Source organism: Streptomyces sp. NPDC058864, from assembly GCF_042742985.1.
In the GTDB taxonomy this organism is placed as follows: Bacteria; Actinomycetota; Actinomycetes; order Streptomycetales; family Streptomycetaceae; genus Actinacidiphila.
This window is the reverse complement of sequence record NZ_JBHYMQ010000070.1, coordinates 1-25,386: the sequence shown is the minus strand read 5'-3', so window position 1 is coordinate 25,386 and position 25,386 is coordinate 1. Positions and strand designations below refer to the sequence as shown.

27 protein-coding genes and 2 pseudogenes are annotated in these 25,386 nt (G+C 73.9%); 13 read left to right on the top strand and 16 right to left on the bottom strand.

All coding sequences use genetic code 11. The features are described from left to right. The first annotated feature begins 42 nt into the window (after positions 1–42). Complete coding sequence (locus ACFW3D_RS34590) at positions 43–888, top strand: SRPBCC family protein (RefSeq protein ID WP_500511229.1); 846 nt, start codon at positions 43–45, stop codon at positions 886–888. Positions 889–897: 9 nt separating this feature from the next. Continuing rightward, the gene (locus tag ACFW3D_RS34585; protein WP_500511227.1) at positions 898–2,016 is read left to right on the top strand and encodes an XdhC family protein; all 1,119 of its coding nucleotides are present in this window, start codon (positions 898–900) and stop codon (positions 2,014–2,016) included. A gap of 35 nt (positions 2,017–2,051) precedes the next feature. Here ACFW3D_RS34585 and ACFW3D_RS34580 read toward each other — a convergent pair whose 3' ends face one another. The 4 genes from ACFW3D_RS34580 to ACFW3D_RS34565 form a co-directional block, all read right to left on the bottom strand. After that, on the bottom strand, positions 2,052–2,408 hold the full coding sequence (locus ACFW3D_RS34580; RefSeq protein ID WP_500511225.1) for a hypothetical protein: 357 nt from the start codon (positions 2,406–2,408) through the stop codon (positions 2,052–2,054). Between the two features lie 69 nt (positions 2,409–2,477). Further along, positions 2,478–3,044, bottom strand: a complete 567-nt coding sequence (locus ACFW3D_RS34575; protein WP_500511223.1) for a cysteine hydrolase family protein — start codon at positions 3,042–3,044, stop codon at positions 2,478–2,480. 44 nt (positions 3,045–3,088) lie between these two features. After that, complete coding sequence (locus ACFW3D_RS34570; protein ID WP_500511273.1) at positions 3,089–4,294, bottom strand: glycoside hydrolase family 64 protein; 1,206 nt, start codon at positions 4,292–4,294, stop codon at positions 3,089–3,091. A gap of 213 nt (positions 4,295–4,507) precedes the next feature. Beyond that, positions 4,508–5,020: a GNAT family N-acetyltransferase gene (locus ACFW3D_RS34565; protein WP_500511221.1), complete on the bottom strand. Its 513-nt coding sequence runs from the start codon at positions 5,018–5,020 to the stop codon at positions 4,508–4,510. 194 nt (positions 5,021–5,214) lie between these two features. Between ACFW3D_RS34565 and ACFW3D_RS34560 the strand changes: the two genes are divergently transcribed. From ACFW3D_RS34560 to ACFW3D_RS34550, 3 genes are all read left to right on the top strand, one after another. Then, entirely contained in the window at positions 5,215–5,601 is a 387-nt protein-coding gene (locus tag ACFW3D_RS34560) for an SMI1/KNR4 family protein (protein WP_500511219.1), read from the top strand. Positions 5,602–5,892: 291 nt separating this feature from the next. Next, on the top strand, positions 5,893–6,159 hold the full coding sequence (locus ACFW3D_RS34555) for a hypothetical protein (protein WP_500511217.1): 267 nt from the start codon (positions 5,893–5,895) through the stop codon (positions 6,157–6,159). Between the two features lie 240 nt (positions 6,160–6,399). Beyond that, complete coding sequence (locus ACFW3D_RS34550) at positions 6,400–6,810, top strand: NUDIX hydrolase (protein ID WP_500511215.1); 411 nt, start codon at positions 6,400–6,402, stop codon at positions 6,808–6,810. 62 nt (positions 6,811–6,872) lie between these two features. On the opposite strand, the gene ACFW3D_RS34545 is transcribed toward ACFW3D_RS34550, so the two are convergent. Continuing rightward, positions 6,873–7,427: a DUF5133 domain-containing protein gene (locus ACFW3D_RS34545; RefSeq protein WP_500511271.1), complete on the bottom strand. Its 555-nt coding sequence runs from the start codon at positions 7,425–7,427 to the stop codon at positions 6,873–6,875. Between the two features lie 125 nt (positions 7,428–7,552). Here ACFW3D_RS34545 and ACFW3D_RS34540 point away from each other — a divergent pair, with 125 nt between their 5' ends. After that, on the top strand, positions 7,553–7,879 hold the full coding sequence (locus ACFW3D_RS34540; RefSeq protein ID WP_500511213.1) for a DUF3040 domain-containing protein: 327 nt from the start codon (positions 7,553–7,555) through the stop codon (positions 7,877–7,879). A gap of 275 nt (positions 7,880–8,154) precedes the next feature. Here ACFW3D_RS34540 and ACFW3D_RS34535 read toward each other — a convergent pair whose 3' ends face one another. From ACFW3D_RS34535 to ACFW3D_RS34510, 6 genes and pseudogenes are all read right to left on the bottom strand, one after another. Further along, positions 8,155–8,394 (bottom strand): WhiB family transcriptional regulator, encoded by a 240-nt coding sequence (locus tag ACFW3D_RS34535; protein WP_500511211.1) that lies wholly within the window; start codon positions 8,392–8,394, stop codon positions 8,155–8,157. A 233-nt stretch (positions 8,395–8,627) separates the two neighbouring features. Further along, positions 8,628–9,836: a serine hydrolase domain-containing protein gene (locus ACFW3D_RS34530; protein ID WP_500511209.1), complete on the bottom strand. Its 1,209-nt coding sequence runs from the start codon at positions 9,834–9,836 to the stop codon at positions 8,628–8,630. Positions 9,837–9,892: 56 nt separating this feature from the next. After that, positions 9,893–10,681: a response regulator gene (locus ACFW3D_RS34525; protein WP_500511207.1), complete on the bottom strand. Its 789-nt coding sequence runs from the start codon at positions 10,679–10,681 to the stop codon at positions 9,893–9,895. Further along, on the bottom strand, positions 10,678–11,898 hold the full coding sequence (locus ACFW3D_RS34520; protein ID WP_500511204.1) for a sensor histidine kinase: 1,221 nt from the start codon (positions 11,896–11,898) through the stop codon (positions 10,678–10,680). Before ACFW3D_RS34520 ends, ACFW3D_RS34525 begins: the two co-directional genes overlap by 4 nt. Positions 11,899–12,840: 942 nt before the next feature. Then, entirely contained in the window at positions 12,841–13,419 is a 579-nt protein-coding gene (locus ACFW3D_RS34515; protein ID WP_500511269.1) for an HD domain-containing protein, read from the bottom strand. A 159-nt stretch (positions 13,420–13,578) separates the two neighbouring features. Next, positions 13,579–13,758: pseudogene (locus ACFW3D_RS34510) on the bottom strand (hypothetical protein); the annotation flags it as partial. A gap of 178 nt (positions 13,759–13,936) precedes the next feature. Between ACFW3D_RS34510 and ACFW3D_RS34505 the strand changes: the two are divergent. Further along, entirely contained in the window at positions 13,937–15,148 is a 1,212-nt protein-coding gene (locus ACFW3D_RS34505) for a damage-control phosphatase ARMT1 family protein (RefSeq protein ID WP_500511202.1), read from the top strand. Positions 15,149–15,160: 12 nt separating this feature from the next. Here ACFW3D_RS34505 and ACFW3D_RS34500 read toward each other — a convergent pair whose 3' ends face one another. Together ACFW3D_RS34500 and ACFW3D_RS34495 are read right to left on the bottom strand one after the other, a co-directional pair. Further along, positions 15,161–15,451 carry a DUF6295 family protein gene (locus ACFW3D_RS34500; protein WP_089223216.1) on the bottom strand — a complete coding sequence of 97 codons (291 nt, stop codon included), beginning with the start codon at positions 15,449–15,451 and terminating at the stop codon, positions 15,161–15,163. Further along, entirely contained in the window at positions 15,451–16,188 is a 738-nt protein-coding gene (locus tag ACFW3D_RS34495; protein ID WP_500511200.1) for a dienelactone hydrolase family protein, read from the bottom strand. Before ACFW3D_RS34495 ends, ACFW3D_RS34500 begins: the two co-directional genes overlap by 1 nt. A gap of 112 nt (positions 16,189–16,300) precedes the next feature. Here ACFW3D_RS34495 and ACFW3D_RS34490 point away from each other — a divergent pair, with 112 nt between their 5' ends. Next, positions 16,301–17,287, top strand: a complete 987-nt coding sequence (locus ACFW3D_RS34490) for a phosphotransferase (protein ID WP_500511197.1) — start codon at positions 16,301–16,303, stop codon at positions 17,285–17,287. Between the two features lie 38 nt (positions 17,288–17,325). Here ACFW3D_RS34490 and ACFW3D_RS34485 read toward each other — a convergent pair. Beyond that, positions 17,326–17,558, bottom strand: a pseudogene (locus tag ACFW3D_RS34485) (DUF1905 domain-containing protein); the annotation flags it as partial. Between the two features lie 339 nt (positions 17,559–17,897). Between ACFW3D_RS34485 and ACFW3D_RS34480 the strand changes: the two are divergent. Together ACFW3D_RS34480 and ACFW3D_RS34475 are read left to right on the top strand one after the other, a co-directional pair. After that, positions 17,898–18,656, top strand: coding sequence for an IclR family transcriptional regulator (locus tag ACFW3D_RS34480; RefSeq protein WP_500511196.1), 759 nt, complete (start codon positions 17,898–17,900; stop codon positions 18,654–18,656). 97 nt (positions 18,657–18,753) lie between these two features. Beyond that, on the top strand, positions 18,754–19,890 hold the full coding sequence (locus tag ACFW3D_RS34475) for a PP2C family protein-serine/threonine phosphatase (RefSeq protein WP_500511193.1): 1,137 nt from the start codon (positions 18,754–18,756) through the stop codon (positions 19,888–19,890). A 115-nt stretch (positions 19,891–20,005) separates the two neighbouring features. Here ACFW3D_RS34475 and ACFW3D_RS34470 read toward each other — a convergent pair whose 3' ends face one another. Beyond that, the gene (locus tag ACFW3D_RS34470; protein WP_500511190.1) at positions 20,006–22,447 is read right to left on the bottom strand and encodes a SpoIIE family protein phosphatase; all 2,442 of its coding nucleotides are present in this window, start codon (positions 22,445–22,447) and stop codon (positions 20,006–20,008) included. A 211-nt stretch (positions 22,448–22,658) separates the two neighbouring features. Between ACFW3D_RS34470 and ACFW3D_RS34465 the strand changes: the two genes are divergently transcribed. Then, complete coding sequence (locus ACFW3D_RS34465) at positions 22,659–23,249, top strand: TIGR03086 family metal-binding protein (protein WP_500511188.1); 591 nt, start codon at positions 22,659–22,661, stop codon at positions 23,247–23,249. Here the strand turns inward: ACFW3D_RS34465 and ACFW3D_RS34460 are convergent. Then, the gene (locus ACFW3D_RS34460; RefSeq protein WP_500511185.1) at positions 23,212–24,075 is read right to left on the bottom strand and encodes a methyltransferase domain-containing protein; all 864 of its coding nucleotides are present in this window, start codon (positions 24,073–24,075) and stop codon (positions 23,212–23,214) included. The two genes, ACFW3D_RS34465 and ACFW3D_RS34460, sit on opposite strands and share 38 nt — an antisense overlap. A gap of 327 nt (positions 24,076–24,402) precedes the next feature. Between ACFW3D_RS34460 and ACFW3D_RS34455 the strand changes: the two genes are divergently transcribed. Both ACFW3D_RS34455 and ACFW3D_RS34450 read left to right on the top strand, forming a co-directional pair. Then, a complete protein-coding gene (locus ACFW3D_RS34455) occupies positions 24,403–24,849 on the top strand; it encodes a lamin tail domain-containing protein (RefSeq protein WP_500511183.1) in 447 nt (148 codons plus the stop codon). Between the two features lie 263 nt (positions 24,850–25,112). Continuing rightward, a complete protein-coding gene (locus ACFW3D_RS34450; protein ID WP_500511181.1) occupies positions 25,113–25,298 on the top strand; it encodes a hypothetical protein in 186 nt (61 codons plus the stop codon). Positions 25,299–25,386 lie beyond the last annotated feature (88 nt).

Here is a 25,386-nt window from a genome sequence, read left to right as displayed (position 1 = left end):
GACCGCCGATGACGCCACCACCGGAAGAGAGGTCTGCCCTCGATGGACTTCACCAACGAGTTCCGAGTGAGCCTGCCGCCGGACCAGGCCTGGGCGCTGCTCACCGACGTCGAGCGGATCGCGCCGTGCATGCCGGGCGCCCAGCTCACCGGGCGGGAGGGCGACACGTACAACGGCCTCGTGAAGGTGAAGGTCGGCCCGGTGACCGTCCAGTACAAGGGCACCGCCGCCTTCGAGGAGCAGGACGCCGGGAGCCGGACCGCGGTGCTGCGGGCGCGCGGCCGCGACGCCCGCGGCCAGGGCAACGCCGACGCGCGCATCACCGCGAGGCTGGTCCCCGAGGGCGAGGCGACGCTGGTGACGGTCGGGACCCGGCTGACGATCACCGGCAAGATCGCGCAGTTCGGCAAGGGCATGATCGAGGAGGTCAGCAGGAAGCTGCTGGGCCAGTTCGTGGAGGCCCTGGAGCGGCAACTGGCCGAGGAGCGGGCCCCCGAGCCCGTCGTGGTCGGCGGGAGCGGTGAGGACGGCGGCAGCGGGCCCGCTGCGGCGGCAGCGGTACAGGCCCCGGCCGCGGTACAGGCCCCGGCTGCGGCACCGGGCGCGAAGGACGCCGGGGCCGCGGAGGCCGTCGCGGAGGAGACCCCCGCGGAGGAGACCGTCGCGGACGGGGCGTCGCACGGCGGGACGGAAGACGGCGCGGCAGACTCGGCCCCGGTGCGCGAGCCGGCCCCCATGCGCGAGCCGGCGCCCGCCCCGGTGCGGCCCGCGCCGGAACCCGAGCCGATCGACCTCATGGGCGTCGCCAGGGGCGCGGTGCTCAAGCGGGCGATTCCGGCGGCGGTCGCGGTCGTCGTGGTCGTCCTGCTCGTCGTCTGGTTCGTCTGAGGCGCCGCGATGCGTGAGCTCGCGGACCCGCTCCGCACCTGGTACGCGGCGGGACGCACCATCGGACTCGCCACCGTCGTCGCCGCCTACCGCAGCGCGCCCCGTCCCCCGGGCGCGGTGATGGCCGTGTCCGCCGAGGGCGAGGTCGCCGGGAGCGTGTCCGGCGGCTGTGTCGAGGCGGCCGTGTACGAGGTGGCGCGCGAGGTCGTCCGTACGATGACGCCGCAGTTGCACCAGTACGGGATCAGCGACGACGACGCCTTCGCCGTCGGCCTCACCTGCGGCGGCACCATCGACGTCTTCGTCGAGCCGGTCTCCCCGGCCACCTTTCCCGAACTGCCGGCCGTTCTTGACGACATGGCGGCGGCTCGGGCCGTCGCCGTGGCCACGGTGGTCGCCGGCCCCGGCGCCGGCGCCCGCCTGGTGGTGCGCCCCGGGGAACGCGCGGGCGGCCTCGGTTCCGCCGAACTGGACGACCTCGTCACCGACGACGCCCGTGCCATGCTGGCCCGCGGCACGAGCGCGCAGCGCCGCTACGGCGAACGGCGGGTCTTCGTCCGTTCCTACGCGCCGCCGCCCCGCCTGCTGGTCTTCGGCGCCACCGACTTCGCCGCCGCCCTCGCCCGTCAGGGCGCGCTCCTGGGCCACCGGGTCACGGTCTGCGACGCGCGCCCCGTGTTCACCACCGAGGCCCGCTTCCCCGACGCCCACGAGGTCGTCGTCGAATGGCCGCACCGCTACCTCGCCGCGGAGGCCGCGGCGGGCCGTGTCGACGCCCGCACGATGGTTGCCGTCCTCACCCACGACCCGAAGTTCGACGTGCCGCTGCTGGAAGTGGCACTCCGGCTTCCGTTCCTGGGGTTCGTCGGGGCGATGGGCTCCCGGCGCACCCACGAGGACCGCCTCGAACGTCTCCGGGACGCCGGCCTGGGCGAATCCGAACTCGCCCGCCTGAGCTCGCCGATCGGCCTCGACATCGGCGCCCTCACCCCGCAGGAGACGGCGGTCTCCATCGCCGCCGAGATCATCGCCGGGCGGCGCGGCGGTTCAGGCACCCCGCTGCGCGGCACGGCGGGACCGATCCACGCCTCGGCCGTGCTCATGGGAGGTGCCGGGACCGCGCTCTGAGGGACCCGCTCAGCCGGCGGCTCGAGGCGGTCGCCTCACCGACCTGAGGTCAGCGCGACCATCGCGGACACCAGCAGGGCGAACGCCCCGAAGCCCGTGCAGTACCAGCCGGAGATCAGGTAGGTGAGGCGCAGCCGCGCGACGGCGTCCGCAGGGCGCCCGATCACGGGGGGTTCCTGGGCGAGTTGCCGACGCCGGTGGAGCAGGAAGAGACCGGGCAGCAGGAAGGTGATCGCTGTACCGAGGAGATGCACCGGTGAAGGGGTGCCGCTCTGCTGCGCGGCACTGTACACGCCGACCACTCCGACCACCCTCCCCTGATGCACCGACCTGGCGCTGATCACCTTGTCGACGCGGGTGCCGGCCGTCTGCCGACGTGCGTCCTCGACCACGGAGCCGGCGCCGTCCCGCCCGGCGGCGGCCGTCGCAGCCGGGCGGATCGGTCCGTGACTCCGGACGGCTCAGCTCTCCTCGGCCGCCGCGAAGGACACCTCGGCCGTGTCGACGGTGCCGCCGCGGCGCCCGGGAGCGCTCTGGTGCCTCCAGTAGAGGTTGGTGTGTGCGATCACCAGCTCCGGCACGGGCGCCCCGTAGGCGCTGAGGTCCTCCGTGGTGTGCGCGTCGCCGACGAGGGTGACGTCGTAGCCGCGGACGAGTCCCCCGTGCAGGGTCGAGCGGATGCAGGCGTCCGTCTGGGCGCCCGTGACGACCAGCCGGCCCACGCCGCGGTCGGCGAGCACCGCCTCCAGCTCGGTGTCCTCGAAGGAGTCGCCGTACAGCTTGTGGATCAGCGGCTCCGACTCCTCGCGCACGAGCTCCGGCACGTACTGCCAGCTCTCGCTGCCCTTCTGGAGGTCCTCGTCCGAGTGCTGCACCCAGATCACCGGTACGTCCTCGGCCCGCGCCTTGCCGATCAGGGTGTTGATGTTCGTGATGACGTCGTCCCGGTTGTGCGAGCCGGTCACCACCCCGTTCTGGACGTCGATGACGAGCAGCGCGGTGTTCGGACGGTCGGAAAGGGTCGTCATGGGGACTTCCAGTCTCTCGTCGCGGTTCCTGTGTCGTCCCCACCCTAGGCCGGGCCACTGACAATGGGGCCCTGGCGGTCCGGCCCGGGGCTCACGGCCTGGTCGAGCGGGTCCAGCGTGATGTACGCCTGCTGCGGGTTGGCGTCGTTGACCAGCGACTCGTGGTTGCCGACGTCGTCGAAGGCGAAGGCGTACGCCTTGCCGTCGGCCATCCGTGCGTGGATCTCGCGGGCGTAGTGGTTGGTCACGGGGTCCTGGTAGAAGCCCGCCGCGCTCGTGTCCGGCTGGGCCGGGTTGGTGAGCAGGGTGGAGCGGTTGAAGCCGGCGCACAGCGTACGCGAAATCGGCCCGCGCACGGAGTCGTTGGGCGCGTCCAGCAGCTTGTGGCAGCCGAAGACGCTGTCCGCGTCGGGCTTCTGGAACGAGGTGACGACGGTCCCGGAGGCGTCGGTGAAGTTCATGACGCCGCCCGAGACCCGCCCGTGGTACTTCGTACCGGGCCGGTCGCCGAAGGGGGTCACCGTCAGTGTCGCCGTGGAGTACTTCTGCCAGACGCGGTTGACGTAGTCGTCCATGACGGTGCGCGGCAGCGCGCCTGTCCCGATCCCGTGGCCCGGGGAGAGCGCGCGCAGCACCGTGCCGTCGGAGCGGGTCTGGACCAGGTCGCCCCAGCCGCCCGCCCGGCCGCGCAGGGCGGCGAAGAAGCCGTTCCAGCCGCCCGGCACGAGGTGACCGGTGGCCGTGGTGCTGCCGTCGGCGCGCTTGAGGCCGACGGCGTACGGGGCGGAGAACATGTCCACCTGGGTGCTGTTGATCCACAGTCCGGAGTCGTTCAGCGTGTACTCGGACCAGTTGAAGAGGATGTCCCGGTTCGGGTCGGAGGGGTTCTGTACCGCGGGCTGCACCAGGCCCCCGGTGGTCAGCCTGAAGTCGAGCTTCCGGCCGTAGGAGAAGTAGATGCGGCCGGAGAACCCGGGGATCCGGATGGTGACGGACCTGCCGTTCGCGGGCCCGGCGATCGAGGCGTCGGGCGCCGGGGCCGGCGGGTTGCCCCCGGCCGGCCAGGGGTGGAACGTGCCGCTCGCGTCGGCCCAGCCCTGACGGCCCGTGGCGAGTTCGGTGCCCAGGTCGTAGAGGTAGACGGGTTCGCCGCGGCCGGAGTTGTTGGTGACGGTCAGCGGGATGGTGGCGGGGACGGCGGCCTCGGCGCGGGGGGACGTGGTGCCGAGGACGGCGAGGCCGGCCGTCATCAGCAGCGCGGCCGACAGGGCCGCGACGGGGTGGCGTCGGATGTGCACGCGCTTCCTCCTTGTGTGGGGGGTGGAGGGCCGCCAGGGGCGGCGGGAAAGTGCGTTGAGAGCGCTCTCAAGCGTCAGTGTGTGAGGCAGACATGTCAATCCATCGCGTCGGGATCGTCGACGGCGCGCACCTTCGTGTGCGGCCGGGCCTTCCGCCTCCGGGTCTCAGCCCGTGTGCCGCAGCCAGACGTACGCGACCGGCTGCGGCACGTTCCACTCGGCGGCCACCTCCGCGGGGACGGGGGAGAAGCCCGCCCCGAGGTAGCACCGCAGCGCGGCGCTGTTGTCGGGGTGCACGCGGAGGAAGACCTCGGCCAGGCCGGTCAGCCGGGCCCGGGCGGTCAGGGCGGCGATCAGACGCCGCCCGACGCCGCGCCCGCGGGCGGAGGGCGCGACGATGACCCGGGCCAGCTCGACCTCGTCCTCATCGGCGTCCAGCCAGAGTTCGCCGTAGCCGACGAGTTCCCGTCCTTCGTACAGCAGGTACGCCTCGACGTCCTCCGCGTCCCGCCAGCCCGCGACCACCTCGGCGGGCAGGGGGTGCTCCGGCCGGCCGCACCACAAGGTCACCTCGCGCGCGGTGGCGGGCCAGCCCGCCACCGCGCCGGCGTACGTCGCGCCGCCGCCCTGGGTCGGCGCGCTCGGCCCGCCCGACCCGTCGGCCCGCAGCAGCTCCATCGTTCTCCGCCTCTCGTGTCCGGCGGCCGAACCTACCTTTCCCGCCAGGGCCCGCACGTCGGCCTTCGTCCCGAACGCCACGATGCGGGGCGGCACCACAAGTGGGTTTCAGGCGACGGCAGTCCCGACCTCTAGGCTCTCGCCGGACGTCTGGGAGTCATCAGGGCGCGGCGAGGGACTGGAACAGGAGCAGGATGCCAGTGGATGCGTGGCCGGAAGGGATCAGGAGACTGGAGCAGGAGTTTGGCGCTTCCTTTCCCCAGGACTACAAGGACTTCGTCGCGGGCGATCCGGATGCGACGGCTCGATGGTCGTCCACCGGCGACTGCCTCGTGCTGGACCCATTGACCGAAGTGCCCGGTATCAACGAGGCGGCCGGGCTGGCCGGCCGTCTTCCAGGGGGTGTGGTCATCGGAGGCGACGGGAGCCGTGAGCTGCTCGTGTACGACGTCCGTCAGCAACCGCCGCCGCTGCTTCTCGTGGACGGCTGTGCCGAGTCCTGGGCAGACGCCATTCCACAAGCGGAGTCCCTGACCGCGCTGTTGGGCCAGTTCTACGAGCAAGGGTGGGTCTGGGAATGAGGGTTGCCCCGTAAACGGGGTCGGCGCGTGGTACCGGCTATAGGGTACGTGCGGGTGAACAGCCCTCGGGCCCTCACGGAGTCCCCGCGCAGTGGAAGCACCGCCGCTCGGGGCGAGCGAACCGGTCACCTGCCGGTGGGTTGAGGGCGTCCGGGAGGCTGGGGCCGGGGGAATGGGGCCGGTATCGAAGCGCGGGCGACCCGCGTACGGAACCGTGCAGTGGTCGGCCCGCGTGGAAGCGGCGGGCAGCCGAGTCGAACGGACTGGGCGGAACGAGTAGGGGGCGGACTGATGGAAGAGAAGAAGGACCAGAACCAGAAGGACCCCAAGGACGCATCCTTGGTCTCGCTGGTCACGGACCTGGTGGTGTGGGCCAGGACCCGCGGTGATCTCTCCTGGCAGAGGCAGAAGGACGGAAGCTTCAGCGCGGGGTTCACCGTGAACGGGCACAGGGTGGAGATCGAGAAGAGCCCTGCCGGTCTCAATGTGAACTTCCCGACCTCCAAGGTCGTCCCGGGCGAGGTGACGGGAAAGCCTCGCAAAAAGCCCCTGCGCTGAGGCGCGGAACCAGAACAAGCCCGCCCCCGGCATGGGGGCAGGCTTCTTTCCCGGGGGCAAGCGCGCCGTGCAACGACCGCCGCGGAGGCGGTACGGACTTCACCGGATGGGGGCCCGACGAGTCGGGGTCCGTGCCACTCTCGTGCGGTAACACATCCCGCTCACGGCGGCATTCGGCGCCTCGTCGCCGGCGGCACGCGATTCGTCCCCGCTGATCCCGGCCGATCCGGAGGCGCAGACATGACGCGGCAGAACGACGAACAGCCCGTCATCTCCGCTGCGATCGTGGTCCGGGAAGGACGCGTCCTGATGGTCCGGCGGCGGATGCGCGAAGGGGAACTGTCCTGGCAGTTCCCCGCCGGAGGCACTGAACCCGGTGAGAGTCCCGGGGAAGCCGCTGTGCGGGAGACGCTCGAAGAGACCGGACTCACCGTGAGTGCCGTCGAGTTCCTGGGCGGGCGCGTACACCCCGAGACCAAGCGGCTGATGTCCTACACCGCGTGCGATGTCCTGTCCGGCACCGCTCACATCGCCGATGAGGACGAGCTCGCCGAACTCGCATGGGTCGCCCGCGCCGAGCTTGCCGTGTACGTGCCGTACGGGCTGTTCGAGCCCGTACGGGAGTACCTCGACGACGCCCTGGCCAGGTAGGCGATCAAGCACCTGCCGCAGGGTTCGGCCGGCGCATCCATCGCCGGCACGGTCCGCTCCCCTCAGGTCGCGGGCTGCGGGCTGGGTCCCGGAGGCGGGAGCGGCCCCGGCTCGGGCCCTGGGCCCGGAGGGGTGGGGTCCGGGGGCACGGGGTCCGGCCCGGGCGGCGGGGGCGACGGCGGCAGCGGGTCCGGGCCGACCGGCGGCGGAAGGGGACCGGGCGCCGGACCCGGTTCCGGACCCGTGGGGCCGGGGGACGGTGTGGGGCTCGGGGGCACCGGATCGTTGGGGGGCGTGGCGTTCGTCGTCATGCGTTCCTCCCGGTTCGGGCCTTCTCCGCTGAGGGGCGCGTACCCGTGGGCCCGCCGCTCACGCGGCCCGTCCTCAGGAACCCCGGACGGGACCCCCTCCGCCGGCCGCGCAGCCGGCAGCCTGCCTCGAGCGGCCGCCAGTGCGGCCTCCACGTCCGTGGTCCCCGTGGCCACGCACAGTGCGTACGCCACGTCCTCCAGCCGCCGGCGCGCCTCGGAGCCGCGGCTCCCACCGCTCCCGGCGTTCGCCGCCCGCAACGCCTCGTACTGCTCGGCCAGCATGTGCAGGACCACGGGATGGGCCATCAACATGATCGGGATCCCTCCGTCACGACACCGGCACATTCTGCGACTCCGCGACCGCGTACCCCTCATCCCCTCCGCCATTCGGGGTAAGTGACAGGCATGGGCGGGTGACGGAGGGGGCGGTGATGGAGGGTTCGGGGCTCACGGAGCGCGAACGGCGTGCGCTGGCGGAGATCGAGCACCTGATGCGCGACGACGACGTGCTCGAACGTCAGTTGCGCACGATGCGTCTGGACCCGGAACCACGTCCGGGCCCGGCCGACCTGTTGCGGCGGCCGCGCAGCCTGCTGCTGGCGCTGCTGGCGATCGTGTGCCTGGGACTGCTGATCGCCGCGACCGTGACGACGCTGCTCGCGGTCGTCTGCGCCTTCGTGGTGACGTGGCTGGTCACGCTGGTCGTGGCCGTACGGCTCCCGGGTACGGCCCGCCGCCGCGGTGGCCGGCGCGGCTGATCCGCCGCCGCTGTCCTCCGCGTCCGGGCGGGGTGTCCGTCCGGGCGGGTCCCGTCGAGCGCGGCGTCGGGTGAGGGCGCGCTCCTCGTGTGCCGGGCGTTGGTCCGGGACGAACTCGTCCGGCGTCCACGTCCGTCGCGGCCCCCGCCGCCTTGGCCACGGCGGCGGGGGCCACCGGCGCCCGCGTGGTGCGTTCCGTCTTCGTCGGCGCGGGACCTGATGGGCCCCAACGCCCCTGCTGTACTGCGCGGTTGAGGCTCGCGAGGCCGGACGGCTCACCCGCTGCGGGCCGCGCGGCGGCGCAGCGCGCGGCGGTCCTCCTCGGAGGTGCCGCCCCAAATGCCGGGGGACTGGTTCGTACTGAGTGCCCACTCGAGGCAGTCGCCGACCACCGGGCACCTCTCGCAGACCGCCTTGGCGCGGGCCTCCTGCCCCGCACCCGGGCCCGACGTGCTGACCGGGAAGAACAGTTCCGGATCCTCGTCTGCGCAAGCGGCGCTTCGCCACCAGCCCATCGTTTCGACTCCTTCCGGAGGAAGCGTTCGGGGGTGTATCGGACATTGCCGTGATGCGTCGCGTACCCGGTGTGCGGGATGCAATGCCGGTCGATCGGCGATGGATGTCGGAACGGCCGGAAGTCCCCCGTCGCCATCGCACTCCGCATGGGCGAGGCCCGCGGCCACGCGGGTACCTCGAGTCGGTATCCGTCCCTCAGGGAGTCGCCGGAGCGGGGAACGACCGGGCGGGCTCAGGCGGACGGGGCCCCGAACGCCGCCACGAGCAGGGCCAGTTCGGTGGGGTTCATGCCCTCGCCCTTCGCGTCGGTGGCGCCGACGTTCAGCACCATCGTGCGGGACAGGTCGCGGGTGGCGGCGATGACGCTGGTGTAGCCGTACCGGCTGCCCGTCTTGCCCCAGACCTCGCGGCCGCCGAGTGTGACCACGGACAGCCCCGCGCTGTACGAGGCCGGGGCGCCCGAGCCGTACTCGCGCACCGACGGCGCGGGCAGGGTGAACATCTCCTCCAGCTGCGGGCGCGGGACAACGCGACCGGTGAACAGCGCCCGCAGGAACCGTTCCAGGTCGGCGGTGGTGGAGATGACGTCGCCCGCCGCGTAGCCCTCGGTCTGGCCCCACACCGTCACGTCGCGGAGTTCGGTCGAGCCGTCGGGGCGCGGAAAGGCCTGGTAGCCGTGGTTGTGGGGCCCCTTGATGCGCGGATCGGTGCCGGGGTAGGAGGTGTTGCGGAGCTGCAGCGGACGCAGGACGCGCCGGCCGACCTCCTCCGCGTAGGCATGCCCGGTGACCCTCTCGATGAGCAGACCGAGCACGGTGTAGTTGATGTTGAGGTAGTGCTGCCGGGTGCCGGGCGCGAATTCTGGTGCCTTCGCGGTCGCGTTCTCGACCATGTCCCCGGGTGTGAACAGATCGAACCGGTGGGCGTAGGCCTCCTCGACGGTGCCGCCCGGCATGTCGGCCGCCGGGATGCCGCTCGTGTGGTTGAGCAACTGCCGCACGGTGACGCCCTCGTACGCGGCGGGGATCAGTCCGGGCAGGTAATGGCGAGCGGGCGCGCCGAGGTCCACCTTCCGCTCGGCGGCGAGTTGCAGAACCACCGCCGCCGTGAACACCTTCGTCACCGAGCCGGCCCGGAACCGGCCCTGCGGATCGGCCGGGCGTCCGCTGTCCAAGTCGTGCACACCCGCGCTGCCGCGCCAGGTGCCGTCGGTGCCGCCGACGCGGACGAGCGCCGCGGTGGTGTCGGAGTCGGGCAGCGAGCCGAGCGCGGCGCACAACGCCCCGGTGTCGAGCCCGCCCGCGTGCGCGGTGGAGGTGCACGACGACGGTGACAGGGGCGGGGCGGCCACAGCCGCCTGGGCCGTGGGGAGGGCCACGGCGCCCAGGGCGAGGAGAGCGGCCAGCGCGGTCGCGGTACGGGTTCGGGCGGGGGTGTTCATCGTGTGGTCTCCTGACGACGGGAAACGGCTCGAGCCGTTGCCTGCCATCCTGTTGATCACAGCCCCCGAGGGGATCGCCCGGGCGGGCGGTCTTGCCGCGGGCTCCGGCTCGCCCGCGCGGGGGAGGAATCGGGTCCGCCTCCCCCGGGAGAGGGATCGCCCGCCGGGTGCCCGGCGGCGGCCGTTTCCCCCGCGGTCACGAGTCCGCTCTCGTACGCGCAGATGACGGCCTGGATGCGGTCCCTGAGGCCCAGTTTCGCCAGCACGTTGCCGACATGGGTCTTCACGGTGTGCTCGCTGACCGTCAGCGCCGCAGCGATCTCGGCGTTGGACAGACCCCGGGCGAGGTGCAGCAGGATCTCGCGCTCCCGGGCGGTCAGCGCGTCGAGCGGTGCCGAAGCGGGCGCCGCCCGGGCCGGCCGGGGTCGGCGCCTGTACTCCTCGACCAGCCGGCGCGCCACGGTGGGCGCGAGCAGGGAGTCGCCCCGGGCCACCACCCGCACTGCGTGGACCAGGTCGTCGCGCCTGACGTCCTTGAGGAGGAAGCCGCTCGCCCCCGCGTGCAGCGCCTCGTACACGTACTCGTCGGAGTCGAAGGTGGTGAGCATGATCGTCCGGCAGTCGGTCGCCGCGCTGATGGCGCGGCACGCCTCGATCCCGTCCGTGCCCGGCATCCTGACGTCCAGGAGGGCCACGTCCGCGCCCTGGAGCCGTACGGCTTCCGCCGCCTCGGCGCCGTCAGCCGCCTCCGCCACCACCTCGATGCCGGGCTGGGCGTCGAGGATCATGGCGAAGCCGCTGCGTACCAGTTCCTGGTCGTCGGCCACCACCACCCGAATGGTCACCCGTCCACCTCCGTGAAGACGTCGTCCAGCGGAAAGCGCACCCTCACCCGGAATCCCGTGCCGTCCGGGCCGGGGCCCGTCTCGGCGGTCCCGCCGTGCGCCGCGGCCCGCTCGTGCAGCCCGATCAGACCGTGCCCCGTGGCTCCGGCTGTCCGGCCGCCGGTGCCGGCCGCAGCGCCCCTGCCGTCGTCGGTGACCGTGACCTCCACGGTCCTGGCTCCCAACTCCACGCGCACTGTGGCCGATTCGGCGGACGCATGTCTGACCACGTTGGTCAGCGACTCCTGCACGATCCGGTAGACGGTCGCCTCGGTGGCCGGCGGCAGGGGCCCCGGAAGCCCCACGGTCACGTATTCGACGGCGAGGCCGCCCGAGGCCACCTGCTCCACGAGCAGCGGAAGGTCCGCCAGAGCGGGCAGGGGTTTCCGGGACGCGGGCTCCTGGACCGCCGCGTCCTGCCTCAGCACCCCAAGCATCCTGCGCAACTGCGCCATCGCGTCACGACCCGTCCCGGAGATGGCCTCGAACGCCGCCTCGGCACGCTCCGGCGCCGTACGCACCGCGACGGGGCCGGCCTCCGCCTGCACCACCATCAGGCTGACCGCGTGCGAGAGGATGTCATGCATCTCCCGCGCGATCCGCGCCCGTTCGGCTGCCGCCGCCTGCTCCCGCTCGATGCGGTTCGCCCGCTCCAGTTGGGCCGCCCGATCCTCCAGGGCGGCCGTGTAGGCCTTCCGGGTGTGCGTGAGACGGCCGAATCCGTAGGCCGCGCCGAAGAGGAACAGCGAGAACAGCAGCTCCCTGGCCTCACCGGAGTTCAGCGCCACCGACGGGAAGATCAGCGCCAGCGTTCCCGCGGCCACGGGGAGGCGCCACCTGGCCGGGGTCAGCTCCGCGACCGTGTAGAGCGCCACCAGCGCGTTGTACGGCAGGGGCTGCCCAGGCCCGTCGAGCGTGAACCGGTAGAGCCCCTGCGCGGCGAGGACCGCGGCGAGTACGGCCACCGGCGCCCTGCGCCGCCACAGCAGGGGCAGCACGCCGAGCGCCGTCAGGCCGTACGACGCCCAGGTGGCGGGCGGCAGTGAAGGCGAGCGCGGCACGACGAACGGGATGGTCTCGGCTGCCAGCACGAGCAGCATCAGCCCCGCGTCCACCGTCAAGGGGTTGGCGAGCGACAGCCGAAGACGCGATGCGAAGAGCCCGAAACGGTCGGTCACCAGCACGGCCTTCCGGCGGCCGGCCGGAACCGCGCAGTCTCCGGCCCCTGTTCCGACCGGTCGTCCGGACGTCCGCCCGAGCAGGACGCGATCCCGGGTACCGGCAGATCCGGCTCCTCGATCGCCGTGCGACCGGTCGTGCCTGCCACTTCAGTTCCCCCCGCTACCGTGAACGCCTGTCCCGACCCTGCCAGGACCCGGCGCGATACGTCGACCCTGCCGGGCGGTGATCGCCGGCAGCGGACATCATCTCGCGGCCGCCCACCCGTCCGATCGGCACCGGGGGAGAGCCTCCCCGCGTCGCGGGGACTCGACGGAGACGCCCGGCTGATCGCCGAGCGCGGCTCGATCACCAGGCCCTGGATGCGCCGCATCGTGCGGGTCGGACACGAGACGTACCCCAACGACGGCGGCTCCCTGCGCGATGCCGTGGACCCGGCCGACCGGTGCCTGCGGCGGCTGTGCCCGGACCTGCGGCGACCACGACCGGGAAGGAGGCGACGACACGTGAGCAGCAACGGCCCCTTGGCAGTGGTCGCCTTCGGCGTCGTCACCGGCCCGACCGCCGTCTCCGTCGTCGCCATCCGCGCCGTGGTGGAGACCGTACGTGGCCGAATCGGACCCGCCGTCGCGGTCCCCGCAGCACACTGGCCGTGGTGGCTCCGCCGTGTCTCCCCCGTCGCGGCGGGGCCTCCGGAGTTCCCGGCGCGCAAAGCGCCCGCCCCGCCGAGGCGGGCGCTTCGGTGCGCCGGGCCCGTGTCGTACCGGGCCGAGGGCGCGCGGCACGGCCGATCACCGTGCCGGCGCAGACTGCCCTGTCAAGCAGCCTGCGCTCACAGAGACCGGACAGCCCGTCGATGTGTGACAACGAAGCGCGCGGGCGGGCGATCTTTCTCGCGCGGCACCTGCGCCGACAGGGCCGCGGCCATCATGCGCCGGCCATCATGCACCGGCCGGTTCGGGCCCCCAGGACGCTGGGCTCCCCGCGCCCCGGGACACGGGGAACGACGTGTGGAAGGCCAACCGCCGGTCGGCGTCGGCGGCGACGTCGCCCAGGAAGCCGTCCAGCGCGAGGAAGACCTCCCACCGCTCGTCGCCGGTCGCCCCGGCCAGCCGGTCGACGACCAGGTCCTCCAGCTCCGTGACGCGTTTGCCCTTCCAGACCTTGTCGGCCACGCTCACCAGCAGGTCCTCCAGGGTGACGGCGGCGTCCGTCCACGAACCGTGGGTGGCCGCGAAGCGTGCCAGCCGCGGCGTGACGCCCCGCGCCAGCAGCAGCGCGCGGCCCGCCTTCTCGTGGGCGCTGCCAGGCGCCGACAACTCGGCGACGTGCAGCGCCTTTCCGATGTCGTGGGTGGCCGCGCCGAAGAGCACGGCCTCGTGGTCGACGACCAGGTCCGGGCCGTACCGCCCGACCCACTCGACCAGTTCGCAGGCCACGTCGTGCACGAGCCGGAGGTGGGCCGCGAGCCGCGGCGGAGCGGCGACGTCCCGCAGCAGCCGTGCGACCTCCGGCGGCAGCGGCCGCTCCCCTCCCTCGGTGAGGGCCCGGTCGAGGTCCGGCGTCCGCTCGGGACCCGCGGCCCCGGCAGTGGCTCCTGCCCCGGCGGTGGCTCCTGCCTCGGCGGTGGCCCCGGCCGCGCGCAGCGCGGCGACCGCCGCCTCGGCGTCCTCCTCCGGCACGTCCCGCAGCACCGGCACCGGCGCCCGGTCCGTGAGGAACCGGCAGTGCTCCGCGCCCAGACCGGTCAGCCGGCCCAGCACGGCCACGACGTCCGCCGCCCGCGGCCCCGCCTCCCTGAGCACCACCGTCGCCGGTACCCCGCCGTCCCCCGCTCCCACCTGCCGCAGCCCGGTCATACGTCCTCCCCGTCGTTCCCCACCACCCCGCCGCGGACAGCGTGCCCGAGGCAGCCCCGGAGGGGAAGCGCGCGTGCGCGGGCCCACGTACGGCCCGGGTGCCGCACTTCCCCTCCGCTTCCTGTGAGAATGCCCGCGACCGCTGCCCCCGCCCCCGACCACTGGAGGACGACGACGCATGGGTGGACACCCCGAGGACACCCCCGGCCCCGCGGATCCGCGTTCGCGTCCGCTTCCGCAGGCACCGCCGATCACCTGTGACGAGCCCGGGTCCTTCGCCCGGAGCGTCTTCCAGGACCGGCACCCCGTGCTGATCCGGCGCATCCTGGACGCCGTCCCGTACGGCCCGGAGCGCCGCCGCGGCTTCGCGGCGCTGCTGGAGGAGTCGCGTTCCGGCACGGTCGCCGAGCTGCCGGGGGACGCGCCCGACCGGCGGGCGTGGGAGGAGTGGGGCGAGGGCCGCTTCGGGCGGCCGTGGCCCGAACTGCCCTTCCTGTGGTCGGAGTCGTACTTCTACCGACGGCTGCTGGACCCCGCCGGGTACCTCGTCGCCGGGGCGTGGCAGGGCGTGGACCTGTTCGCACCGTTCAAGGACGCCGAGCTGGACGGTCCCGGATTCGCGGCCGACCTCGCCGCTCTGGACGGGCTGCCCGGGCTCGCCCCCGCCGACCGCGAACACGCACTGCTCGCGGCCGCGGTGTGGGGCAACCAGGCCGACCTCGGCTTCACCATGGTGGCCGAGGCGGGCGGCCCCGAGGCGTCCGGGACGTTCGTCGCCGACGAGTCGGAGCGGATGTGGTCCCTGCTGGACGGCGGCACGGTCGTCGTGGTCACCGACAACAGCGCCCGCGAGGTCCTGGCCGACCTCGCCCTCGTCGACGGCCTCCTCACGAGCGGCCGCGCCCGCGAGGTCGACCTGCTCGTCAAACCGCGCCCGTACTACGTCTCCGACGCCACCACCCAGGACGTCCTGTCCTGCCTGCGCCGGATGACCGCCGCCCCCGGCGAGGCCGCCCGCATCGGCGGACGGCTGCTCGCGGCCCTGCGCGAGGGCCGGCTCACCCTGACCGCGCACCCCTTCGCCTGCGCGCCGCTCGGCTACCGCGACATGCCGGGCGACCTGCGGGAACGCTGCGCGGCCGCGCAGCTGACGGTCATGAAGGGCGACCTGAACTACCGGCGCCTGGTGGACGACCGGCACTGGCCACCGACCGTGCCGTTCGAGGACGTGACCGGCTACTTCCCGGGACCGGTGGCCACCCTGCGCACCCTCAAGTCCGACACCGTGGCCGGGCTCGCGCCGGAGACCGTGGCCCGGCTGGACGCCGGAGGCACCGCGTGGCGCACCAGCGGCACCCACGCCCTGATCCAGGTCACGGTACCGGGGTGACGGCCCGTCCGGTCAGTGCGCCGCCGGCGCGGCCTGCCCGGAGGAGGCCAGCCCCGGCGGGGCGGCCGCCAGCGCGGAGCGGATCGCGTCGACGAGGGCCAGCGCCGCCTCCTCGGTGAGCTCGACGGCGACCCGCGCCGAGGGCCCCAGCGCCGGGTTGAGGAAGTCGATGTTGACGGTGTGCTCGTACGGCGCGTGCTGCGGGTGGTCGACGTAGACCATGGCCTCGGTCAGCCCGAAGTAGCCCTGGGCGCCCTTGCCGCTGCCGTCGATGCGGATCTTCTCGGTGAGGTACGTGCACATCAGAGGTGCTCCCCGAAGAAGGCCAGGACCTTCGACCAGCCGTCGACCGCCGCCTCGTTGCGGTAGCTCGGACGGTTCACGGCGAAGAAGGCGTGGCCCGCGTTCTCGTAGGTGTGGAACTCGTACGGCTTGCCCTGCGCCTTGAGCTCCGCCTCCAGCTCGGCGACGTGCTCGGGGGAGGGGTAGCTGTCCTCCGCGCCGAACAGCCCCAGCAGCGGGCCGTGCAGGTCCTTCGTCAGGTGGACGATCGGCTCGACCTGGAGGGGGAAGCCCTCCGGCGGCCGGCCCGCGACGAAGGCGCCGTAGCAGTCGACGCCGGCCTGTACGTCCAGCGAGGCCAGGGCGAGGAAGGCCTGGCGCCCGCCGGAGCAGTAACCGATGACGCCGACCTTGCCGTTGGACGACGGCAGGCCGCGCAGGTACTCGGCGGCGCCCGCGGCGTCCCCCAGGAACCGCTCGTCGGGCACGCCGCCCCGCGCACGCGCCGCGGCGGCCGCGTCGTCCGGCGACGCGCCGGGCGCCTCGCGGCTGTAGAGGTTCGGGCAGACGGCGGCGAAGCCCTCCGCCGCGAACCTCCGGGTGATCTCTTTGGTGGGGTCGTCGTAGCCGGGCATGTGGTGGATCACCACGATGCCGCCGAACGGACCCGGGGCCATGGGACGGGCGGAGTACGCCTCGATGCGGTCGCCGCCGTGACCGGTGACGGTCACGGTCTCGGCGAGGAGTGCGTCATACATGTATGTCGATCCTTCCGGGGGGACGGATGATCAGCACTCTATGCCGCATGCGCTTTCCCCCTGCCGCCGCCCCGCCCTGGACCCCGTCGGGGCCGCTCCGTAGGGTCGCCGCATGAGGGAGCGGCCCGAGGGCATCGGCGAGGCGGAGCTGGACGACGCGCTGCGCGCCTGGGGGATCGACGGTGTGTCATGGACCCACGAGCCCGTCGGCTTCGGCGACCACCACTGGACGGCGGCCGACCCCCGGGGGCGGCGCTGGTTCGTCACCGTCGCCGACCTGGCGCACAAGAGCCACTGCGGCGCGGGCGCCGACGCCGCCTTCGAGGGGCTGAGCCGGGCCATGGACACCGCCCTCGCCCTGCGGGAGCACGCGGGACGGGAGTTCGTGGTCGCCCCGCTGCCCGCCGCCGGGGGCGGCACGGTGCACCGGATCGGTGCGCGGTACGCGGTGAGCGTCTTCCCGCACGTCGACGGCGTCGCCGGCGGGTTCGGCGACCGCCTTGACGCACATGAACGCGGCGCCCTGCTGGACACCCTCGCCGTGCTCCACCGGACGCCGCCCCCGGCCACCACCCCGCGCCTCCGGCCGGCCCTCCCCGGGCGCCCCGCACTGGAGTCGGCGCTCGCCGGCCTGCACGACCCCTGGCACGGGGGCCCGTACGCCGAGCCGGCCAGGGACCTGACGAGGGAACACGCCGCGGTGCTCCGTCGGCGGCTGGCGGAGTTCGACCGGCGTGCCGCCGCCCTCGAACGCGGGGGAGCGGAGCGCGTCGTCACCCACGGCGAGCCGCACCCCGGCAACCTGCTGCGCCGCGGCGCGGGACACGCCCTCGTCGACTGGGACACCGTGGGCCTCGCCCTGCCCGAACGCGACTTGTGGCTGGTCGTCACCGGGCCCGAGGACTTCGATCGCTACCAGGACGCGGCCGGTCGCCGCCCGGATCCGGAGGCCCTCGCCCTCCACGGGCTGCGCTGGCAGTTGGAGGACGTCGCCGTCTTCCTCGGCGGCTTCCGCTCCGCGCACGCGGCCACGGCCGACACCGACCTGGCCTGGCGGTCCCTGTCCGGCACGGTGCGTGCCCTGGCGCAGCCGGGCTGAACGGGGTGAGGGGCCGAACACCCCCCCCAGTGGTCCGGCCGTTCCCCCGGGCGCACGGTGACGGTGTCCGCTCGCCCTTGCCGCTGGCCTCGCGGATCGCGGCGTTCACGGGCAGCTTGTGGCTGCCGTCGCCCAGGGCCATGAAGGAACTGCGGAACGGATGCCCGTCGATCGTGCCCCGTACCCTGACCGGCCCGCGCGTGCCGTAGAACTCCGCCGCCTCGGGCCGGACGACGTAGGTCCAGCCGCCCTCGGCGGGGCTCTTCCGCAACGCGGCGGAGAACTACTTGTCGATCATCGTGCACCGCGGCGGATCCGGCGCTCCATGGCGGCGGGGATCACCGGCCGGGCACGGGGCCGCGCCCGGCGAGGACCACCTCGGCGTTGCGCCGTGCACAGGGGTCGTCGAGCAGCCCGGGCCGGAACGAGCGCAGCTCGTCCCCTCGGCGGGCTGCGCCCGCGTCGTGACGACGAGGCCCACCGGCATCGCTCGTCACTTGGCACTGCGGTGCGCGCAGACGCAGGCATCCGTGCGAAGCGGTACGAGAGGTGCGCGGGGTGGGCCCGGTCGTCGCTTGCCGGGGCCGGGCGGGGGGCGCAGGCTGGAGGCATGGCTGCTCAGGGCGGGCCGACGCTCATCACGTCCGTCCAGCGGGCCTTCCGCCTGCTGGAGGCGGTGGGCGCACACGAAGGCGGTGCGCCCGCGAAACAGCTGGCGCGCGAGACGGAACTGCCGCTCGGCACCGCCTACCACCTGCTGCGGACCCTCACCCACGACGGCTACGTGCGCAAACTCGACGACGGAGGATTCGCCCTCGGCGAGAAGCTCGAGGCCCTGCACGCCGCGAGCCGCCCGCAGATGCCGCTCAGCCGCGTCCGGCCGGCGCTGGCCGCGCTGCGCGACGACCTGTCCGCCGCGGCCTACCTGACCTTCTACGAGGACGGCGAGATCCGGGTGGCGGACATCGTCGACGGCCCCCGGACCCCGCGCGTCGACCTGTGGGTGGGCTTCGACGAGGCGGGTCACGCCACCGCGCTCGGCAAGTGCGTGCTGCGCGAGCTGGGCGAGGAGGCACGCAACGACTACCTCTCCCGGCACCCGCTGGCCGATCTGACCCCGCGCACCATCACCCGCCGCGCCGAGCTGCTGCGGCGCCTGGAGGCCGTCCCCGCCCCGCCCGCCGTCATGGACCTGGAGGAGTACTCCCTCGGCACGGTGTGCATCGCGGTGCCCGTCTACAGCGGCTGCACGCTGGGCTCGCTCGGGGTGTCACTGCGCGCGGACCGGGTCGGCGCCCTCGACGAGGTACGCGCCAAGCTGCTCCCGATCGCGAGCCGGGTGACCCGGGGCCTGTCGCTCACTATCTGAAATTCCCGCCCTTGTGGCCGGCGTCATACCCCCATTAACTGGTCGAAACGGACAGCGGCGGTGTGACGCCTCGCACAGGCAGGGATTGCGGACGAACATGAGTCAAGCCCCGGACCAGCGGCACGGCGGCCGGCCGACGTGGCACGTCGCCACGGGAGCGCCCTTTCTGATCATCTCCACGGTGGCCCTCGTCGCCTTCGTCAGCGGCAGCGGCCCGGACTGGCTGCCCCTGCTCGCCGTCGGTCCGGCGCTCGCCGCGGCCATCGGGGGCCCCTGGCGCGTGCTGCGGGTGGGCGTGATCACCGTGGCGCTGGCCGCCGTCCTCGGCGCCTACAAGGACACGCCCGGCGACAAGCTCGCCATCGTGCTGGGGGCGCTGACCGCGGTCACCCTGGCGAGCGGGCTCGGCGCCGCGGTCCGCAAGCGCCGTGAGCGTGTGCTCGCGGCCGTGCGTTCGGTCGCCGAGGCCGCACAGCAGGCGCTGCTGCTGCCCGTGCCGGACACCGTCGGCCCCTTCCAGGTGGCCGTGCGCTACAGCGCCGCCGCGGCGGAGGCCCGGATCGGCGGCGACCTGTACGCCCTGGTCCCCACGCCGTACGGGGTGCGGCTGATCGTGGGCGACGTCCGCGGCAAGGGCCTGCCGGCGGTGAGCACCGCGGCCCTGGTGCTGGGCGTGTTCCGGGAGGCCGCCTACGACGAGCCCGACCTGCTCGACGTCGTCGACCGGATCGAACGGAGCCTGGCCCGCAACCTCGGCCCGGACGACTTCGTCACCGCCGTCGTCGTCGGGCATCCCCGTCCGGGCCGCATGGAGGTCGTCAACTGCGGCCACGCCCATCCGCTGCTGCTGCGCGGGGGCGACGTCGTCGCCGTCGAGTCCTCCGGCCACGTCCCGCCGCTGGGGCTGCGCGCCCTCGCCGGGGAGGAGCCGGTGCTCCAGGTGGTGCCCTTCTCCGAGGGCGACCAGCTGCTGCTGTACACCGACGGCGTCATCGAGGCCCGCGACCACGGCCGTCGTTTCTACCCCCTGGACGAGCGCGTCACCCGCCACCTGACCGACGACCCCGCGCGAACCCTGGCCGCCCTCCACGGCGACCTGCTGGACCACGTCGGCGGCAAGCTCCACGACGACGCCGCGCTGCTCCTGCTGCGCAGCACCTCCGGCGCCGCATCCGTCGTCGAAATGCCCGTGCCCGCCGTGACCGGCGGCGTGCAGGGCACCCGGGCCGGTTGATCCCGCGGCCGGTTGATCCCGCGGCCGGTTGATCCCGCGGCCGGGGGAAGACGCGTCGGCGGACGCGCGGATGCCGCCCGGACCGCGCCGGGCCGGGCCGGGCCGCCGACGGCCGTCAGGCGTCCTCCGGCGCCCCGTCGGGCGTGGGCAGCGGCTGCTCGGCCCAGATGGTCTTGCCGCGGGCGTGGTAGCGCGTGCCCCAGAGCGACGCGAGCTGCGAGACCAGGTAGAGCCCGCGGCCGCCCTCGTCCGTCTCCAGGGCACGCCGGACGTGCGGCGAGGTGCTGCTGCCGTCGCCGACCTCGCAGATCAGCCGGCGGTCGCGGATCAGCCGCAGCCGCACCGGCGGTGAGCCGTAGCGGATCGCGTTCGTGACGAGCTCGCTGACCAGCAGCTCGGTGGTGAACTCCAGCTCCTCCAGGTTCCACTCGGCCAGTTTCCCGGTCACCAGAGCGCGCGCCCGGCCGACCGACTCCGGCGCGTCCCGCAGGTCCCAGGTCGCGTAGCGGTCCGGCGGCAGCCGGCGCAGCCGCGCGACCACGAGCGCCACGTCCTCCCCGGGACGGCCGCCGGGCACGAGACGGCGCAATGCCCCGTCGGCGATCTCGCCGGGCCCCTTCCCGGCAGCGGCCCCTGCCTCGACGAGCGCCTCGCCCAGCCGGAGCGCCGCGCCGTCCCCGGACCCCGGGCCGAGCAGGCCCTCCGTGTAGAGGGCGAGCAGGTCGCCGTCGGTGTGGGCCACCTCCGCGCACTCGAACGGCATGCCGCCGGTGCCCAGGGCGGGGGTCCCAGGGGCCCCGCCGCTCACCGACACCTTGCCCTCGGGGCTCACCCGCGCCGGCATCGCGTGCCCGGCGCTCGCCACGGCGGAGCGCATGGTGATCGGGTCGAAGATCGTGTACAGGCAGGTCGGGGCGGGGGTCCCGGGGGCGGGCCCGCCCTGTTCGTCCTGGAAGCGCTTGACCTGGTCGCTCAGGTGCGTGAGCAGTTCCTCCGGCGCCATGTCCAGGTCCGCCAGCGTCCGTACCGCCGTCCGCAGCCGGCCCATGGACACCGCCGAGTGCAGACCGTGCCCGCCCGCCTCGCCGATGACCAGGGCGGTCCGCGCGCCGGAGAGCGGGATGACGTCGAACCAGGTGCCGCCGATCGCGGCCTTGCCGCCCCGGGACAGCTGGCGCGAGGCGGCCTCGACCGTCGCCAGCACCGGCAGCCGCTGCGGCAGGAGGTTCCGCTGCAGCGCCAGGGCCGTGGCCCGCTCCCGGGTGTAGCGGCTGGCGTTGTCGATGCACACCGCGGCGCGCGCGACGAACTCCTGGGCGAGCAGGACGTCGTCCGCCTCGAAGGCGTGGGCCCGGGTGAACCGTACGAAGAGCACCACGCCCAGCGCCGCCCCCCGCGCGAACATCGGCACCAGCAGCCAGGACCGCACCGCGAAGCCGCGGATCAGCTCCGCCCGGACGGGATCGGCGGCCTCGAGCTCGACCAGCAGTTCCTCGCCCGTCAGCAGGACCGGCTTGCCGGTGGCCAGGGCCCTGGCGGCCGGGGTGCCGGGGGTGGACGCAAAGCGGTCCACCTCGCCCGGCGAGACCACGGTCCGCGCCGGACCGTCGGGGACCATCGTCGCCGCCGCGCGGCGCAGGGGCACCGCCTCGGCGACCGGCCCGGGCAGCGGCTCCTCACCGCCCAGCACCGGGTCCAGCAGGTTGACGTAACTGAAGTCGGCGAACCGCGGTACGGCCACGTCGGTGAGTTCCTGCGCCGTGTGCAGCACGTCCAGGGTGCTGCCGATCCGCCCGCTGGCCTCGTTGACCAGGTCGAGCCGTTCCCGGGCCCGTGCCTCCGTGGTGAGGTCGAAGACCATGTGCGCCAGGGCCACCACGTCACCGTCGGCGCCGCGCAGGGGCAGGATCGTCTCCGACCAGACGGTGTCCCGGTCCGGGTCGCGGGGGTCGCGGCCGCGCACCTCGCTGCCGATCATGGCCCGTCCCGAGGTGAGCACCAGCCGCTGGCGCGCTTCGAAGGCATCCGCGTCCAGCAGCCCGGGGGGCGCCACCTCGCGCATGGTGCGCCCGATGAAGTCGTCGGGGAAGCCCGTCGCGCGGATCTGGGAGTCGTTGCGGGCCAGAAAGCGCAGGTCGGTGTCGAAGACGTCGATGATGAACGGGGACTCGGTGAACAGGCCGCGCAGCAGCGCGCCGAGCAGGTCGTCCTGCCGCACCGCCTCGGCGTTCTCCGCCTGCAGCAGCCACCGGTCGGGAGCGAGGGGATGCCCCCACAGCACCACCGCGACGGGCACGCCCTCCCGGTGCCGCAACAGCAGCGGGCCCAGGAAGACCGAGTTCTCGGGGCACACCAGGCCCGCGAGGCGGGGGCCGTCGGCGCGGGACCACAGCAGCCGGGACACCGGCCCGCGGGCCTGGGCGGCGGCCCAGCCGAGCAGCCGCTCGGCGCCGGGCGTCCAGTTCAGCACCGTGCCCCGGGCGTCCACGACGGCGAAGGCGTCGCCTCTTGACCGGGGGAAACCGTCAGGGGCGTCGGCGAACAGCGTGCCGCGCATGTCCACCCGTCACGCCCACCCGGGCCTGGCACACCCAAGGATTCCCACAGACCAATACTGCCCGCCGTCAAGATCTGAGGCACGCGGTGCATGCTCTCCGCCCCGGTGACCTGGACGGACGCGGGCGACAGGGCCGTCGTGGCGCACGGCGATGAGTTTCCGGTGCCCTACCGGTCCTCATGGGTGACGACAACCGACCCAGGGGATCCCCATGACGCCTCATCCCGACCTCCGACCGGCCGCCCGCGACGTCGCCGCGCTGCTGGAGCAGATCGGCGACAAGCACCTCGACGCGCCCACGCCCTGTCCCGACTACACCGTGGCGCACCTCATCGGGCACGTCGCCGGGCTCTGCGCCGCCTTCCGCGACGCCGCACGCAAGGACTTCGGGCCGACCACGGACACCGATCCCGGCGCTTCCCTCCCCGAGCTCCCGGCCGCCTGGCGCGACGTGCTGCCCGTCCTGCTGACGGAGGTGGCGGAGGCCTGGAACGTCCCCGGGGCGTGGGAGGGCGGGACGAGGGTCGGCGGGATCGTCCTGCCCGCGGACGCCGCGGGCCGTTTCGCCCTGAACGAGCTGCTGGTCCACGGCTGGGACCTGGCCCGGGCGACGGGGCTGGACTACCGGCCCGACGAGTCCGCCGCGCAGGTCGTGTTCGCCCTGCTCACCGCCGTCGGGGCGGCATCCGGCGACGGCTCGGGGCCCTTCGGCCGGCCCGTACCGGTCCCGGACTCGGCGCCGGCGCTGGACCGGCTGGTCGGTCTCACCGGCCGGGATCCGGGGTGGACCCCGCCGCGCTGAGCGGCCGGCGGCCCCAGGCGGAGACCATGGGCGCCGTGGCCAGGTCGAGCGTGCCGGTGGCGACGTTCGCCAGGTGGCGGTCGACCTCCTCGTCGGTGGCCAGCCCGGCCGCCACGAGCCGGTCCCTGATGTGCCGCACGGTGGCCGTCTCCAGGACGGCGCACGCCGGTGACGTGATCGGGAAGTAGGCGTCGGCCCCGACGTCCTCCAGCCCGGCCTCCCGCAGCAGGCGCGGCAGCGTCCGCCCGTAGGCCAGGTCCGCGCCGCGCTCGGCCATCAGCGCGCGGAAGCCCGAGCGCAGACGGTTGGCGAGCCGCTGCTCCGGTCCGGACTCGTCCGGGCAGAGCAGCGGCTGCAGCCCGGGATCGGCGTCCTCCAGCAGCAGCCGGCCGCCGGGGCGCAGCGCGCCGACCATGCGCCGCAGCGCCTCCGCCCGGTCGGTGACGTGCACCAGCACCAGCCGCGCGTGGACGAGGTCGAAGCCGCCCGGAGGCGCGGGGTCGGCGGCGACGTCGTGCCGCAGCACCTCGACCACGCCGCCCGCGGCATCACGCGCCCACGACACGTCGATGTCGGTGGCGACCACGGCACCGCCTGGGCCGACACGCCCGGCCAGACCGAGGGGCACCGAGGCGCCCCCGGCGCCCACCTCCCAGCAGCGCATCCCCGCCCCGACGCCGAGTGCGTTGACGTGCCGGAACGTCACCGGGTCGAAGAGCTCCGCGAAGGCGGCGAAGCGTGTCCCCGCCTCGGCCCGCCGGTTGTCCAGCAGATAGCCCATGTCCTGTGCCGGGCCGCCCCCGTGGTCCGTGCCGCGTGTCGTCATGGCGCGATTCTCCGTTACCGGGGCCCTTCTCCGGCCACCAGGGGGCGCCCGGCGATCAGGGCACTCGTGTGGGTGACACCGGAAAGCCCGGGACGCGGTGCCCAGCGGGTGGGTGCATCGCGCAGACAGTCGATATTTCAGCCGAGACTGACAGATGTCGCTTACAGCTAACAGTTACGGATATGTCCGCATTCTGTAACGCGAAGCGATTGTTCCGGTTGTGTGCGTCGCCGCTGGGCCAGAGTTGGGTCATCGGCAACCGCCGAAGCATCCGCACCGCGGGAACGGCCCGGAAGGGCCGGGAACGCACCTTTTTGAGGGGGCATCATGTCTGCTCGTATCACCCGTCGTGTCGTCGCCACCGTCCTCGCCTCCGGAGCGGTCGTGGCCGCCGCCTCCCTGCCGGCCACCGCGGCGGACCACCGCGACCACGGCCGGTCCCGGGTGGTCATCGGCGACGTCAACACCCGCGACGGCCACGGCCGGTTCGGCCGCGGCGGTGACGAATGGATCGAAGTGGTGAACACCGGCCGCGGCTCGGTCAACCTGCGTGGCTGGACCCTGTCGGACCGCGACGGCAACCGTTACCGCTTCAACAACGTGTGGCTCGTGGGTCACTCGAAGGTGCGCGTGCACACCGGCTTCGGCCGTGACACCCGGCGCGACGTCTTCCAGGACCGCCGCAACTCCGTCTGGGACCGCCGCGACGCCGCGACCCTGCGCAACGACCACCGCCGGGTCGTCGACGTGAAGTCCTGGAGCGGCCGCCGCTGACCGGCACCCGATCCGGGCCGTGCCGCCGCATCCCCGTGGCCGGCACGGCCCACCCCGTCCCCCTCACGGCGTGCCGCGGCGGAAATCCGCTGCGGCACGCCGTCGTGCTGCGCGACCATGGCGGCATGGACCGCGAACCGGGCGCATGGGTGACCCTCTTCGGCTACGAGAACCTGCCGGGCCGCCCCCGGCCGACCGAGCTGACGGCACGTTGACTGCGGGACCGGGGGATCGACTGGTGGCCCTTCGCCGACCATGAGCTGGTGATCGACCTCGTCTGCGGGATCCGGGAGGACGGCCACTGGCACTGCACCCACGGCGTGAGGATCGACGCCGACGCCCTGCGCCGGCTCGGACTCCACCCGGACCAGCCGACGTCCGCCCCCGCTGATCCGCCGATCCCCGCGTGGTGGGGCCCTTGGGCGTACGGCCGGGGGCGGCGGGGATGACGGAGCGCCGTGGGGCCCGGCCGGGGGACCGCCGGGGCCCCGGCGCCGGCCGCGGCCCCGGGGGAGGGGTTGAGGGGTTGGGGGAGGG